The following is a 14,716-nucleotide window of genomic DNA, read 5'->3' as shown; positions in this document are numbered from 1 at the left end:
GCGCAACGCGGCACTCGGGGATGGCGAAGGGAGTGTTCATGCCTCCCACGATGGGGAGGGCGGATCAGACCATCATCGGCCCGAGGCAATCCACCGCCATCCACGCAAAGTGAGCAAGAACCACCGATCCGGGGGAATCCCACTTGAGCGACCAGACCGACGTCATCCGCTCACGCACAAGCTTCCGCTGGCTGCCCAAAACCGCCAAGCCAAAACTCAAGCTGGCCTAATCAAACGGAAACCGTATCATCCCTACCCCTACCTCTTGGACGAGCACGCCACACACCCGGGCTTCCGTTGGGCGCGCCAGACCTTCGGGCCAGACATCGTGGTGTCGCACGCTCACCACATCTGCATGCTCCAGCTCGTTCCCTACCATTCCAAGAAGGGGGCGGTCGCCATCCGAGCGGCTCCGAAACTTCCGTCATCGATCATGATCCGGGGCTTCGTGCGAGACGCGCTCCTGCCGCGCGTACGGGCGGGCGGCGCCAGTCTCGTGGTAGCCCGGTCCGCACGGCTCTGGGGCGTCTCCACGGAGGAGGCGCGCGTGGTTGTCTATCGCGGCGGCGAAACGCGGCGAGCCTTTCAGACGGCCGGCCACCCCGGCGGAAAGCTTCTCCGCGAGACGTTGCGGACGACGTGTTGACCCTCGTGGCTCGACGTCCGTGGCCTGCTCCAGCCACCCGCGATTGCCAGACCGACAGCGGACCAGCCGCCTGTCATGCCAGCTGCGCCGGCGCCCGCCGCACCGGCGTCGCGGCCCGCGACTGGGTGTGCCCGCGCCGAAATCGTGATCATCGGTCTGGCCGAGCAGGATTTACCGCGCGCCTCGTCGACCCTCGCGGCGCCTTGGCGCCTTTTGGATCGCAAGCGCGAACCGTGACGGCGTCCGGCGTCCGAGAGTGAGACTTTCGCGCCCAGACCGCTTGCCAGCCGAGGATCCGGGACACATTCAGGAGCGGTGCCGTATCCCGCCCCCTCCCCCGACATGACCCCATCCGCCCCCCCGCCCCGCGAGGGCCTGCCGCCGGCCCGGCGCCGGCAGGCGATGGCCGCGGTGCTCGCCGGCGTGGCCCTCGCCACCCTCGACACCGCCATCGCCAATACCGCGCTCCCGACCATCGCGGCCGATCTCGGCGTCGATCCGGCGGATTCGGTCTGGATCGTCAACGCCTACCAGCTCGCCGTCGTGGCGACGCTCCTACCGATCGCGGCGCTCGGCGAGATCGTCGGGCAAAGGCGGGTCTACCTCGTCGGCCTCGTGCTGTTCACGCTCGCCTCGCTGGTCTGCGCGCTGGCCTGGTCGCTGCCGGCGCTCGTCGCCGCGCGCGTCCTCCAGGGCGTCGGGGCGAGTGCGCTGATGGCGGTCAACGTCGCGCTGATCCGCTTCATCTACCCGACGCACGAGCTCGGGCGCGGCCTCGGCCTCAACGCCTTCGTGGTCGGCGTCGGCTTCGCGCTCGGGCCGACCGTGGCCTCGCTGATCCTGGTGGCGGCGCCCTGGCCGTGGCTGTTTGCCATCAACCTGCCGATCGGCCTCGCGGCGCTCGCGCTCGCGCAGGCCGCGCTGCCGGAGACGGGTCGGGCCGGGCACGCCTTCGACGGCGTCGGCGCGCTGCTGAACGCCGCCACCTTCGCGCTGTTCGTGCTCGGCCTCGGCGAGGCGGCCCATGCCGGGCCGCTCTGGCGCGTGCTCGCCGAATTCGCCGGCGCGCTCGCCTGCGGCGCGGCGCTCCTGCGCCGCCAGGCCGGCCACCCGGCCCCGATGCTCGCCGTCGACCTGTTTCGTCGCCCGCTCTTCGCGCTCTCGGCCGCGACCTCGGTCTGCTCCTTTGCCGCGCAGGGCCTCGCCTTCGTGTCGCTGCCGTTCCTGTTCCAGCACACGCTCGGGCGCTCGCAGGTCGAGACCGGCTTCCTGATGACGCCCTGGCCGGTGGTGGTCGCCCTGATGGCGCCGATCGCCGGCCGCCTGTCGGACCGCTACCCGCCGGGCCTGCTCGGGGGAATCGGGCTCGCGATCCTGGCCGCCGGCATGGCCTCGCTCGCGGCGCTGCCGGACGAACCGAGCGTCGTCGGGATCGCCTGGCGGATGGCCCTGTGCGGGGCCGGCTTCGGCTTCTTCCAGGCGCCGAACCTGCGCGCCATCATGACGAGCGCGCCGCAGTCCCGCTCCGGCGGCGCGAGCGGCATCGTGGCGACCTCGCGGCTGATCGGCCAGACCACCGGGGCGGCCCTGGTGGCGGCCTGCTTCGCGGTCGCGGCGACGCACGGCCCGGCCCTGGCGCTCGGGCTCGGCGCCGCCTTCGCGGGCATCGCCAGCGTCGTCAGCGTGTCGCGGCTGGCCGTGCGGGCGGGGCCGGGGGATCCCCCTCGCCCCTAGAGCACTTCGCGATCGCGTTGCAATCGCGAAGCTCTCTAAGTTTTTGTTTTGCCGCATACCCTCGACGAACCGGTTTCCACTTCGTCGGAAAATGCTCTAACCCCCCTCCCCTGTCCGAGCGGCCCAGGCCCGGATACGGTGAGGGGCGAGGCCGGGGCGACACCGGCCTTGGCCGGGGGACGGGACGCGATGCCGACGCGCAGGACGATCGTGCGGGGAGCCGGGGCCAGCCTGCTGCTGGCCCCCCTCCCCGCCCAGCGGGCGCGGGCCGCGACCGACGCGCTGCGGCTGAGCATGGGCTCGCCGATGCCGCAGGGCCACCCGGCCACAACCTGCCTCGTCGAGGCGCTCGACGCGATCCGCCAGGAGAGCGATGGCCGGATCGACATCACGCTCTATCCCGACAGCCAGCTCGGCAGCGAGCTGAGCATGCAGTCGCAGCTGCGCTCCGGCGCGATCGCCTTCAGCCTGGCCTCGGCAAGCTCGCTCCAGACCCTGGCGCCGCTTGCCGGCATCCCGGGCGTGGCCTACGCCTTCCCGGGCTACGTGCCGCTCTGGGCCGCCCTCGACGGCGGGCCCTTGAGCGAGCGCATCCGGGATGCCCTGGCGAAGTTCGGGCTGAGGGCGTTCCGGCTCGTCGATAACGGGTTTCGCGACATCGTCACCAGCGTGCGGCCGGTCGAGACCGTGGCCGACCTGCACGGGCTCAAGATCCGGGTGCCGCCGAGCCCGCTGCTGACCTCGCTGTTCCGGGCGCTGGGCGCGGCGCCCACCACCATCAACCTCGCCGAGACCTACGCCGCGCTGCAGACGCGGGTGGCCGACGGGATGGAGAACTCGCTGCCGCAGATCGAGGCGACGCGGGTCTACGAGGTCCAGAAGTACCTCTCGCGCACCGGCCATAGCTGGGACGGATTGTGGATCCTCGCCCATGGCCGGACCTGGGACGCCCTGCCGGCCGAGGCGCGCGACCTGATCGCGCGCCACTTCGACGCCGCGGTCGAGCGCCAGCGCCAGGCCTTCGTCGAGATGAACACGCAAGGAGAGGCGCGGCTGCGCGCCAGGGGCCTCGTCGTCAACCGGCCCGACCAAGCGCCCTTCCGCGCCGCCCTGGACCGGGCGGGCTATTACGCCGAGTGGAAGGGCCGGTTCGGGGCCGAGGCCTGGGCGGCGCTGGAGCGTCATACCGGACCGCTCGGGGGGTGAAACCCTGCCCTGCCGCGGCGATCCTTGCCCGGGAGTCTTCTCCGGGGCAACCTCCCGGCGGATCGGACGAGCGGGGCCGTTTTCATGGGCGAGCGGGCGGACTTCCTGGTGATCGGCCTCGGGGCGATGGGCAGCGCGGCGCTCTACCAGCTGGCGAAAAGCGGCGCCTCGGTGATCGGCCTCGACCGGTTCGCGCCGCCGCACACGATGGGTTCGAGCCACGGCGAGACGCGCATCACCCGGCAGGGGATCGGCGAGGGCCGCGATTACGTGCCGCTCGTCCTCGAATCGCATCGGATCTGGCGCGAGCTGGAGGCCGAGACCGGCGAGAGCCTGCTCAACGCCTGCGGCGCCCTGGTGATGGCGCCCGGCACCGGCGCGGCCTCGCATCACGGCAAGCCGGATTTCGTGCAGAAGTCGATCCGGGCCGCGCGCGAGTTCGGCGTCCCGCACGAGGTGCTCGACGGGCGCGAGGTCGCCCGCCGCTTCCCGCACTTCCTCGGCCTCGACGGCACCGAGATCGCCTATTACGAGCCCGGCGGCGGCTACGTCCGCCCGGAAGCCTGCATCGCCGCGCAGCTCTTCCGCGCGGCCGCGCTCGGCGCCGCGATCCGCACCGGGGTCGAGGTCCTGGCGATCGAGGAGGACGGCGAGGGCGTGCGCGTCGAGACCTCGGCCGGCATCTTCCATGCCGGCGAGGTCGTGGTCTCGGCCGGCGCCTGGACGGCGCCGCTGCTCGGCGCACCGTTCGACCGCCTGCTCGGCGTGAAGCGCCAGCTCCTGCACTGGTACGCCCTCGACGACGCCACCGCCCACCGGGCCGACGCCCCGGTCTACATCTGGATGCACGGCACGAGCGACACCGAGTACTTCTACGGCTTCCCGCCGCAGGACGGCGAGGCGAGCGTCAAGGTCGCGACCGAGCAATACGCCGAGGGCACCACCGCCGACGCCGCCGACCGCACGGTCCGGCCCGAGGAATCGGCCGAGATGTACCGGCGCCACATCGCCGGGCGCCTCGCCGGCGCGACGCCTCGGGTGGTCCGGGCCGCCGCCTGCCTCTACACCGTCACGCCCGACCGGGGCTTCGTCATCGACCGGCATCCGGCGCAACGCCGCGTGCTGGTGGTGTCGGCCTGCTCGGGACACGGCTTCAAGCACTCGGCCGGCATCGGCCTCGCCGCGGCCGAGCTGATGACCGGGGGGCAAAGCCGCATCGATCTTCGGCCCTTCGGCCTCGGCCGCTTCGCCTCTGGACACGCCTGATCCCGGCGGGACCCCGCTCCACAAAGAGCTAACGGTCGAAACCTTTCATCGACGCGACGATGCGATATCAGATCGAGCCGTCCAGGCTCGATCTCACGACCCCGCCGCTTCGATGATGCAGACCACGCCACCGGGTGGCGACCTCGCGATGCAACTGTTCGACCTCGCACCCACCTCGCTGTGGCTGCAGGATCTCAGCGCGCTGAAGACCCGCCTCGACGAATGGGCGCGCGAGGGCATGACGGACCTGCGCGCCTGGCTGCGCGATCCCGGGCACCTGCTGACCTGCCAGACGCTGATCCGGATCGTCCGCATCAACCGCCAGACGCTCGTGACCTACGAGGCGCGGGACGAGTCCGAGCTGTTCGCGCACATCCCCACTCTGTTCCACGACCCCCATGCCACCGCGCTCGTCGAGGTCCTGTGCCAGCTCTGGGGCGGCGCGACCCAGGCACGGCTCGTCACCCGCAACCGCACCGTCGCCGGGCGGGTGATCGACGTGAGCTATGCCGGCCAGATGCTGCCGGGATCCGAGGCGGCCTGGGACCGCTACCTGATCTCGATCGAGGACATCACCGCGCGCGAGGAACAGCGCCGGCGGGAGGAAGCACGCCTCGCGAGCCTGAGCCTCACCGATCCGCTGACCGGCCTCCTCAACCGGGCCGGCTACGAGGCGGATCTCGACCGGTTCGAGGGCGAGCGTCCGGTGCCGCTCTCGGTCGTCGCCGCCGACCTCAACGGGCTCAAGGCGACCAACGACCGCCTCGGCCACGAGGCCGGCGACGCCCTGATCCGCGCCTTCGCGGACATCCTGGCGGACCACGCCCCGGCGCCGGCCCGCATCGCCCGGATCGGCGGCGACGAGTTCGTGGTCCTGCTGCCGCGGACGGGGCCCGAGGCGGTCGCGACCCTGGTGCGGCGCATCCTGGCGGCGGTCGAGGCGGCGGGCCCCGCCCCGCTCAGCGCCGCCCTCGGCGCGGAGACCTGGACCGGCGAGGAAGCGCTGCGGGCCACGATCGCCCGGGCCGACGCCCGGATGTATGCGGCCAAGCGCCGGCATTACGGCGCCGCACCGGACGCGCCCTGGAACGCCGCCGGCGCCCTGGGCCGCCTGCCGCGCCAACACTGACGCCGGTGCCGCCGGGCACCGTTTGACAGCCGTGCAGATCGGGCGAAAACCCTGGCCCAGCCGAGGGTTGGCATAGAGCCGGGACCACTGTCCGCGGATCGTCCCGCCCTGCGGCGACATCCTGGGGTCGCGGTCGGGACAGATCGGCGTCGCAGACGAAACATCGGGTCCGGATGCCGTCGCCCCCGGCAAGTCCCGCTCTCGCCGTTAACGATCCGTCAACCTTAAAAAGCTTGGCCGCAAAGCGGGAATCCCCCATAATAACGCTTGCGATGGGGATTCGCCCGGAAAAGCGTTACTCGGGGTTCAGCGCGGATGGACATGTCGGTGCCAGCAGAGGGCATGGAGGCGGTCAGCTTCCATGACGTCATACTCCGCCAGGGCGGTCTCATCTCCGACAAGCTGAGCATGCTCCGCATGGAGCATCACCCGCCGAACGCCACCAAGGGCCTGCGCCCGTTCTCGCTGGCCGAAGCCGCGTATTTCCTCGGCGTCACGCCCTCGAACATCAAGAAGCTGCATCTCGAGGGCAAGGGGCCGGTCCCGGCCACCTCCTCGTCCGGCCGGCGCTCCTACTCGGCCGAGCAGATGCTGGAGCTGAGAACCTATCTCGACCGGCACGGGCGCTCCGACCTCAAGCAATACGTGCCGCACCGCCGCGCCGGCGAGCGACTGCAGATCATCTCCACGGTGAACTTCAAGGGCGGCAGCGGCAAGACCACGACGGCGGCGCATCTGGCCCAATTCCTGGCGCTCACCGGACACCGGGTGCTCGCCATCGACCTCGACCCGCAGGCCTCGCTCTCGGCCCTGCACGGCATCCAGCCCGAGCTCGACAAGGCTCCCTCGATCTACGAGGCCCTGCGCTACGACGATCAGAAGCGGCCGATCTCCGAGATCATCCGGCCGACCAACTTCCCGGGCCTCGACATCGTGCCGGCGAGCCTCGACCTCCAGGAATACGAGTACGATACGCCGCTCGCCGCCTCGAACCGCAACCCGGAAGGGCGCACCTTCTTCACCCGCATCACCAACGCCTTGCGGGAGGTCGACGACCGCTACGATGTGGTGGTGATCGATTGCCCGCCGCAGCTCGGCTACCTGACGCTCACGGCGCTCACCGCCTCGACCTCGGTCCTCGTCACCATCCATCCGCAGATGCTCGACGTGATGTCGATGAGCCAGTTCCTGCTGATGCTGGGCGGCATCCTGAAGTCGATCGCCGAGGCCGGGGCGGCGGTGAACCTGCAATGGTTCCGCTACCTCGTCACCCGCTACGAGCCGACCGACGGGCCGCAATCCCAGATGGTCGGCTTCATGCAGGTGCTGTTTCCCAAGAACATGCTGCGCACCCAGATGCTGAAATCGACCGCGATCTCGGATGCCGGCATCACCAACCAGTCGCTCTACGAGGTCGAGCGCGGGCAGATGATCCGCTCGACCTACGACCGCGCCATCGAGTCGGTGAACGCCGTCAACGAGGAGATCGCCGGGCTGATCCACCAGGCCTGGGGGAGGCGGGTTTGACAGCCGTGCAGAACGCCGGATTGTCCTGTCGCCGCAACCGGATAGGAGCGGAGCGCGATGCGTAAGAACCTGCTCGCCAACATCCTCGACGCGCCCGTCTCCGAGCCGGGCACCGACTTCACCCATCGCGGCGCCGCCCGGTCGATGACGCGCTCGATCGAGGAGATGGCCGAGAACACCCGGCGGATGTCGGACGGCGAGGTGATCGTCGCCCTCGATCCCGCGCTCGTCGACGCCTCCTTCGTCTCCGACCGGATCGAGGAGGACGACGAGGATTACGCCCGCCTGCGCGACGCGGTCGCCGAGCACGGCCAGTCGACCCCGATCCTGGTGCGGCCGCATCCGGAGCGGCCGGGGCGGTTCATGATCGTCTACGGCCACCGCCGGGTGCGGGTGGCGCGCGAGCTCGGGCGCGAGGTCCGGGCCGTCGTCAAGTCGATCGAGGACATCGCCCACATCGTCGCGCAGGGGCAGGAGAACGCCGCGCGCGCCAACCTGTCCTTCATCGAGAAGGCGCTGTTCGCCCGCAAGCTCTCCGGCATGGGCCAGAGCAAGGCCACCATCAAGGCGGCGCTGACGGTGGACGACACGCTCCTGTCGCGGATGCTGTCGGTCGCCGAGACGGTGCCGGGCCCGGTGATCGACGCGCTCGGCGCTGCCCGGGGCGTCGGCCGCGACCGCTGGGAGGAGCTGAAGAAGCTGGTGGCGCACCCCGCCAAGGCCGAGCTCGCCCGCGAGGTGGTGCAGTCGTCCGAGTTCCTGGACAGGGAGCCGCCGGAGCGCTTCGGCCACCTGCTGGCCCTGGTCAAGGCCGGGCGCAAGGCCCCGCGCCGGCCGGCCGAGCCGCAGGCCGTCACCTGGGCGGCGCCCGACAAGGCGGTCGAGGCGACCTGCCGCCGATCGGGAAAGGGCTTCAGCCTGTCCCTGTCGGCGAAGGAGGCCGGGGCCTTCGGCGAGTACATCGCGGCCCACCTGGAGGAGCTGTACGGCGCGTTCCGGGAGGAGAAGGCCCGCGGGCGGCCGGGGACGTGAGGCACGATCCTCCCCCGATCCGGGTCTGGACTAAAGTCTGCTCGCCCGCGCCGTTGCGGGCTATATCAAATCGCCGCACAGATCGGACCATTCAGGAAGCGGTCCGAGCCGCCGCCCCGGGCGGCGGGGCACTCCGTTCTCACGTGACAACGATCCGGTTGGAGACGACATGAAGACGCGCGCGGCCGTTGCCTGGGAAGCCAAGAAGCCCCTCACCATCGAGACCATCGACCTCGAAGGACCGAAGCCCGGCGAGGTGCTGGTCGAGGTGATGGCGACCGGCATCTGCCACACCGACGCCTACACGCTCTCGGGCCTCGATTCCGAGGGCAAGTTCCCGGCGATCCTCGGCCACGAGGGCGCCGGCATCGTGCGCGAGGTCGGGGCCGGCGTGACCACCCTGAAGCCCGGCGACCACGTCATCCCGCTCTACACGCCGGAATGCCGCAACTGTAAGTCCTGCCTGTCGCGGCGCACCAACCTGTGCACGGCGATCCGGAGCACGCAAGGCCAGGGCGTGATGCCCGACGGCACCAGCCGCTTCCGCTGCGATTCGACCGGCGGCAGCCCGGGCGCGAACACCGTGTACCACTACATGGGCTGCTCGACCTTCTCGAACTTCACCGTGCTGCCGGAGATCGCGCTGGCGAAGGTCCGCGAGGACGCCCCCTTCGACAAGATCTGCTACATCGGCTGCGGCGTCACCACCGGCATCGGCGCGGTGATCTACACCGCCAAGGTGTGGCCGGGCGCCAACGTGGTGGTGTTCGGCTTGGGCGGCATCGGCCTCAACGTGATCCAGGGCGCCCGCATGGTCGGCGCCGACAAGATCATCGGCGTCGACATCAACCCCGACAAGCGGGCGATGGCCGAGAAGTTCGGCATGACCGACTTCATCAACCCGAACGAGATCGGCACCGACAAGGTCGTGCAGGCGATCCTCGACGTGACCGGCGGCGGCGCCGACTTCTCGTTCGACTGCACCGGCAACGTCAACGTGATGCGCCAGGCGCTCGAATGCTGCCACCGCGGCTGGGGCGAGTCGATCATCATCGGCGTCGCCGAGGCCGGCCGCGAGATCTCGACCCGTCCGTTCCAGCTCGTCACCGGCCGGGTCTGGCGCGGCTCGGCCTTCGGCGGTGCCCGCGGCCGTACCGACGTACCGAAGATCGTCGACTGGTACATGGAGGGGAAGATCAATATCGACGATCTCATCACCCACACCATGCCGCTGGAAGAGATCAACCACGGCTTCGACCTGATGCACGAGGGCAAGTCGATCCGCTCGGTCGTGGTGTTCTGACAAGCGCGCGAGCCCGGCGGCGGCGCCGGGCTCATGCCGAGAGGCGAGGGGGGATCAGGACACCATGGACACCATCTCGACGGCGCGTTCGCACGGCGGCATCCAGGGCGTGTACCGGCACGAGGCCGAGACCACGCGCTGCCCGATGACCTTCGCGGTCTACCTGCCGCCGCAGGCGGAAAGCCAGAAGGTGCCGGTGCTGTGGTACCTGTCGGGCCTGACCTGCACCCACGCCAACGTGATGGACAAGGGCGAGTACCGCCGCGCCGCCGCAAAGCACGGCATCGCCATCGTCGCCCCCGATACCAGCCCGCGCGGGCCGGGCGTGCCGGACGAGCCCGACAACTGGCAGTTCGGCTGCGGCGCAGGCTTCTACGTCGACGCCACGCAGGCGCCGTACGACCGCAACTACCGCATGTGGTCCTACGTCACCGAGGAACTGCCGGCCCTCGTCGGCCGCGAGTTCCCGGTCGACATGGGCCGCCAGGGCATCTTCGGCCACTCGATGGGCGGCCACGGCGCGCTCACCATCGCGCTCCGCCACCCCGACCGCTTCCGCTCGTGCAGCGCCTTCGCGCCGATCGTCCAGCCCTCGACGGCCGGCTGGTCGAAGCCGGCGCTGGCCAAGTATCTCGGCCCGGACGAGGCGGCGTGGCGGCGCCACGACGCCACCGCGCTGATCGCGGACGGCCACCGCTTTCCGGAATTCCTCGTCGACCAGGGCACGGCGGACTCGTTCCTCGACGAGGGCCTGCGCCCCTGGCTCCTGGAGGAGGCGTGCCAGAAGGCCGGGATCGGCCTCACGCTCAACATGCGCGAGGGCTACGACCACTCCTACTTCTTCATCTCGACCTTCATGGACGACCACATCGCCTGGGCGGCGGAGCGCCTGGCTTAGTGCACCTCACAGAAACTCCCGCTGCGCTGGCGCCGACACATCGAGCGACGCCGGTGACCGGGAGTTTCGTGAGAGACACTTAGGCCCCCACCTTGTACACCGCCGCCATGGCGCCGGCCGGGTAGCGCGTCCCCGACGCGGCGCCCGCCGGCACGGCGGCGGCGATGCGGTCGAGATCCTCGGGCGTGAGCGCGACCCGCAGGCTGCCGAGATTCTCCTCGACCCGGTCGAATCGGCGCGTGCCGGGGATCGCCACCACGTCGTCGCCCTGCGCCAGCAACCAGGCGAGCGCCAGCTGCGAGGGCGTGCAGCCCTTGTCGCGGGCGATTTCCTCCACCCGCGCCACCAGGGCCCGGTTGGCGGCAAAGTTCTCTTCCTGGAAGCGGGGATGCGCCGCGCGCCGACCGTCGACCTGGGCGAGATCCTGGATCGTCCCGGTGAGGAAGCCGCGCCCGAGCGGGCTGTAGGCGACGAAGCCGATGCCGAGCTCGCGGGTGGTCGCCCGGGTCGCCTCCGCCTCCTGGCGGTAGAGCAGCGAGTACTCGGTCTGCACGGCGGTGATCGGGTGCACGGCGTGGGCCCGGCGGATCGTGTCGGGCGAGGCCTCGCTCAAGCCCAGGAAGCGCACCTTGCCCTGCTCGACGAGGCGCGCCATCGCCCCCACCGTATCCTCGATCGGCACGGCGGGATCGACCCGGTGCTGGTAGTAGAGGTCGATCACCTCGACGCCGAGCCGCTTCAGCGAGGCCTCGCAGGCCTGCTGCACGTAGGCCGGCGTGCCGTTCGTCCCGTTGGGCCCGCCCGGATTCTGGACCTGGCCGAACTTGGTGGCGAGCACCACCCGGTCGCGCAGGCCCTTCAGCGCGCGGCCGACCACGTCCTCGTTCTGGCCCCAGCCGTACATGTCGGCGCTGTCGAAGAAGTCGATGCCGGCGTCGATGGACCGGCGGATCAGGTCGATCGAGGCCGCCTCGTCCGCCTCGCCGTAGACGCCCGAGAGCGACATGCAGCCGAGGCCGAGGGTCGAGACGAGGGGGCCGGCGCTCCCGAGACGCCGATGGGGAAGGGTGGTCATCTTGGGCGTCTCCCGCTTCCGAGTCAGGCACTAACTAGGTTGCAGGTCGCGCCGGTCGCCGCGTTGACGGCGGGCGCATTGCCGCATGCGCCAAACGCCTGGGCTGGGGGAGGCGAAGTGTCGATCGTCTCACCCGACGATCGCGGGCGTGAGGTCCGTTTGGGAGAAATCGCGCCCCTTGAACAGGATCGTCATTCGGCCGAGATCCGCGCAGGCGTAGGACAGGCAATCGGCGAAATTCAGCCGAGCCGGGTGCCCCTGGCCCTTGCCGTAGACCGCAAAGGCCTCGACGGCGCGGCGCGCGATCCGGTCGTCGACCGGCACCACAGTGATCCGGGCCGCACGGAGGAAGCCGTCGAAGAGTTCCTGTGCAGCGAGAATGCCGAGCCCCAGGATGCGGGCAAGATTGATCGTCGCCTCGAGCCGGACATGCGCGCCAGTCTCGCGATGCTCGGCGCGTTCGATGAGGTCCAGAAAGGCGACCGCCTCGGCCTCCCCCGCCAGAATCGCGACGATGGCCGAGGTCTCGATGAACATCAGCGCTCCCAGAGCTCGTCGCGCTCCTGGTCAGTCAGGGCCGGCAGCCTGGGGCGGTCAGCCTTGGCGAGCGCCTGGGCCCGCAGGGCGGCGACCTGCTCGCGGAGGGGAACCTCGTCCTCGGCGCGGCGGATCTCGTTCTGCAAAGCAAGCTTGATCGCCGCGGTGAGGGTAGGGGCCCCGCGGGTCTTCATCACCTTCTCGGCGAGCGTACGGATCTCTTGGTCGCGGATGCTGAGCATGAGACCTCCCCTCCGTTCCGGCTGTATAGACGCACCATCGCGATGCGTCCATACACAGGGGCCCCATGCGCATCGCTGTCACGCCGCTGCGGCATCGCCACCTCTCACGGCATCACCGCCAGGTAATGCGCCAGCGCCTTGATGTCGGCATCCGACAGCGAGCCTGCGACCTCGGTCATCGCCGCGCCGCCCGAACTCGGGCGGGTGTTGGCGCGGTAATCGCCGAGCGCCTTGGCGAGATAGGCCTCGGGCAGCCGCGCGACGCGGGGCGCGGCCTGGATGCCCAGGTAGGCGTCGCCGTGGCAGGCGGCGCAGCGGTGCTGGAGCGCCGCGGTCTCGCCGGCCTTGGTCAGGTCGGGCTGCGTGTCCGCCGGCGGCTTGGCGTCGGGGACGGGGAGGGAGGCGAAGTACTTGCCGAGGGCCCGGATGTCGTTGTCCGACAGGCCCTCCGCCACGCCCTGCATGATCTCGTTCTTGCGCCGGCCGGCGCGGAAGAACACCAGCTGGAGCTGGATGTAGTTGCCGGAATGGCCGGCGATCGGCGGCGCGCCCTCGGCCAGGGCCTCGCCGTGGCAGGCCAGGCACGCCTGCGCCACCTCGGGCGCCTCGGCGGCCTGGACCGCCGTGCAGGCGAGAAGGGCGACGAGACTGAGCGCGGCGCGGGCCGGCCCGGAGAGTCTCCGGGCCGGCTGGCGGGCGCTGGGGCTCGCGCCGCTCACTTGGTGTAGGCGATGCGATAGATCGCACCGGCCCAGTCGTCGGCCACCAGCAGCGCGCCGTCGGGCGCGACCAGGATGTCGGCCGGCCGGCCGGTATAGTCGCGATCGCCCTTGAGCCAGCCGGAGGCGAAGGTCTCCATCTTGGCGTTCTTGCCGTCGGGATCGACCACCACCCGCTCGATGCGGCCGCCCTGGTACTTGTGGCGGTTCCAGGAGCCGTGCTCGGCGATGAAGATGTTGTTCTTGTACTCCTCCGGGAAGGACGAGCCGGTGTAGAACTTCATCCCGAGCGGCGCCACGTGCGCCCCGAGCTTCGCCACCGGCGGGGTGAACTCGGCGCATGTGCGGCCTTGGGCGAATTTCGGATCCGGCATGTCGCCCTGGTGGCAGTACGGATAGCCGAAATGCTCGACGACCTTCGAGATCATGTTGAGCTTGTCGCTCGGGATGTCGTCGCTCATCCAGTCGCGGGCGTTCTCGGTGAACCAGTACCGGCCGGTGCGCGGGTCGATGTCGCCGCCGACACTGTTGCGCACGCCGAGCGCGACGATCTCCGCCGCGCCGGTCTTCAGGTCGACGCGGCGCACCTGCGACACGCTGCTCGGCGGGTTGCCGATGTTGAAGGGCGGGCCGAACGGCACGTAGACCCAGCCGTCCTTGTCGAAGGTCAGGTATTTCCAGCCGTGGGCCACGTAGGACGGCATGTCGTCGTAGACGACGACCGGCTCCGGCGGCTTGTCGAGGTTGGCCTCGATGTTGTCGTAGCGATAGATCTTGTCGATCGCCACGACGTAGAGGGCGCCGTCGCGATAGGCGAGGCCGGTGGGCATGTTGAGGCCCTTGAGGATCGTCTTGACGACCTTCTTGCCCCCCTGGTCGACGATGGCGTAGACGTTGGTGGCGCCGAACGAGCCGACGAACAGCGTGCCCTTGTCGCCGAAGGCCATCTGGCGCGCCTCGGGCACCCCGCTCGCGTAGACGCTGATCGTGAAGCCCGGCGGCAGCTTCACCGCCTTCAGGTTGTCGGCCAGCTCCTCGTCCGAGGCCGGGAGCGCCGGGTTGGCGGGCGGCGCCAGGCCCTTCTGCGCCGAGGTCTCGTCGCCGAGGAACCAGTCCGGCGGCGGGTTCTTCCAGAACGCCTTGCCGCTCGAATCGTACTGCTTGAGCGCCTGCGCATCGGCGGTCCCGCCCATCAGGCCCGCCGCCAGCAGGCTCACCGCCACCTGGGCCGCCGCCGTCCAGGCCGCACGGCGCGCTCCGGTTCTCACGGTCATGTCCGCCTCCTCCCGATGTCGTTCGCGTCGCCCTTCTGGGCGCTCGTCGCGGGGCGCGCCGTACGGCATCGACCTCGCTTCGCCCACTGTCGAGTTGGACGCGGCCTTTCGTCAAGGGGAGGAACGGC

13 protein-coding genes are annotated in these 14,716 nt (G+C 70.4%); 8 read left to right on the top strand and 5 right to left on the bottom strand.

The features are described 5' to 3' along the window. Nucleotides 1–988: 988 nt before the first annotated feature. The 8 genes from ACS5PV_RS31385 (at nucleotide 989) to fghA (ending at nucleotide 10,741) form a co-directional block, all read left to right on the top strand. On the top strand, nucleotides 989–2,380 hold the full coding sequence (locus tag ACS5PV_RS31385; protein WP_455399237.1) for an MFS transporter: 1,392 nt from the start codon (nucleotides 989–991) through the stop codon (nucleotides 2,378–2,380). A 189-nt stretch (nucleotides 2,381–2,569) separates the two neighbouring features. Next, entirely contained in the window at nucleotides 2,570–3,586 is a 1,017-nt protein-coding gene (locus ACS5PV_RS31380) for a TRAP transporter substrate-binding protein (RefSeq protein ID WP_455399234.1), read from the top strand. An 84-nt stretch (nucleotides 3,587–3,670) separates the two neighbouring features. Then, nucleotides 3,671–4,852: an N-methyl-L-tryptophan oxidase gene (solA, locus tag ACS5PV_RS31375; protein WP_455399233.1), complete on the top strand. Its 1,182-nt coding sequence runs from the start codon at nucleotides 3,671–3,673 to the stop codon at nucleotides 4,850–4,852. A 148-nt stretch (nucleotides 4,853–5,000) separates the two neighbouring features. Next, entirely contained in the window at nucleotides 5,001–5,981 is a 981-nt protein-coding gene (locus ACS5PV_RS31370) for a diguanylate cyclase domain-containing protein (protein ID WP_455399232.1), read from the top strand. A gap of 315 nt (nucleotides 5,982–6,296) precedes the next feature. Further along, nucleotides 6,297–7,508 carry a plasmid partitioning protein RepA gene (repA, locus tag ACS5PV_RS31365; RefSeq protein ID WP_455399231.1) on the top strand — a complete coding sequence of 404 codons (1,212 nt, stop codon included), beginning with the start codon at nucleotides 6,297–6,299 and terminating at the stop codon, nucleotides 7,506–7,508. A gap of 57 nt (nucleotides 7,509–7,565) precedes the next feature. After that, nucleotides 7,566–8,540: a plasmid partitioning protein RepB gene (gene repB, locus ACS5PV_RS31360; RefSeq protein ID WP_455399230.1), complete on the top strand. Its 975-nt coding sequence runs from the start codon at nucleotides 7,566–7,568 to the stop codon at nucleotides 8,538–8,540. 169 nt (nucleotides 8,541–8,709) lie between these two features. Continuing rightward, nucleotides 8,710–9,843 carry an S-(hydroxymethyl)glutathione dehydrogenase/class III alcohol dehydrogenase gene (locus ACS5PV_RS31355; protein WP_455399229.1) on the top strand — a complete coding sequence of 378 codons (1,134 nt, stop codon included), beginning with the start codon at nucleotides 8,710–8,712 and terminating at the stop codon, nucleotides 9,841–9,843. 64 nt (nucleotides 9,844–9,907) lie between these two features. Then, nucleotides 9,908–10,741 carry an S-formylglutathione hydrolase gene (gene fghA, locus ACS5PV_RS31350; RefSeq protein WP_455399228.1) on the top strand — a complete coding sequence of 278 codons (834 nt, stop codon included), beginning with the start codon at nucleotides 9,908–9,910 and terminating at the stop codon, nucleotides 10,739–10,741. Nucleotides 10,742–10,820: 79 nt separating this feature from the next. Here the strand turns inward: fghA and ACS5PV_RS31345 are convergent, their stop codons facing one another. From ACS5PV_RS31345 to ACS5PV_RS31325, 5 genes are all read right to left on the bottom strand, one after another. After that, entirely contained in the window at nucleotides 10,821–11,816 is a 996-nt protein-coding gene (locus ACS5PV_RS31345; RefSeq protein WP_455399227.1) for an aldo/keto reductase, read from the bottom strand. 129 nt (nucleotides 11,817–11,945) lie between these two features. Continuing rightward, complete coding sequence (locus ACS5PV_RS31340) at nucleotides 11,946–12,353, bottom strand: type II toxin-antitoxin system VapC family toxin (protein WP_455399226.1); 408 nt, start codon at nucleotides 12,351–12,353, stop codon at nucleotides 11,946–11,948. After that, the gene (locus ACS5PV_RS31335; RefSeq protein ID WP_455399225.1) at nucleotides 12,353–12,595 is read right to left on the bottom strand and encodes a type II toxin-antitoxin system VapB family antitoxin; all 243 of its coding nucleotides are present in this window, start codon (nucleotides 12,593–12,595) and stop codon (nucleotides 12,353–12,355) included. Before ACS5PV_RS31335 ends, ACS5PV_RS31340 begins: the two co-directional genes overlap by 1 nt. A gap of 104 nt (nucleotides 12,596–12,699) precedes the next feature. Next, the gene (locus tag ACS5PV_RS31330) at nucleotides 12,700–13,314 is read right to left on the bottom strand and encodes a c-type cytochrome (RefSeq protein WP_455399224.1); all 615 of its coding nucleotides are present in this window, start codon (nucleotides 13,312–13,314) and stop codon (nucleotides 12,700–12,702) included. Beyond that, the gene (locus tag ACS5PV_RS31325; RefSeq protein ID WP_455399236.1) at nucleotides 13,311–14,507 is read right to left on the bottom strand and encodes a PQQ-dependent sugar dehydrogenase; all 1,197 of its coding nucleotides are present in this window, start codon (nucleotides 14,505–14,507) and stop codon (nucleotides 13,311–13,313) included. Before ACS5PV_RS31325 ends, ACS5PV_RS31330 begins: the two co-directional genes overlap by 4 nt. Nucleotides 14,508–14,716: the final 209 nt, after the last annotated feature.

It is taken from the genome of Methylobacterium sp. Gmos1 (assembly GCF_053764715.1).
Note: the sequence above shows the minus strand (reverse complement) of the source record. Positions and strands in the feature narration are given on the sequence as shown.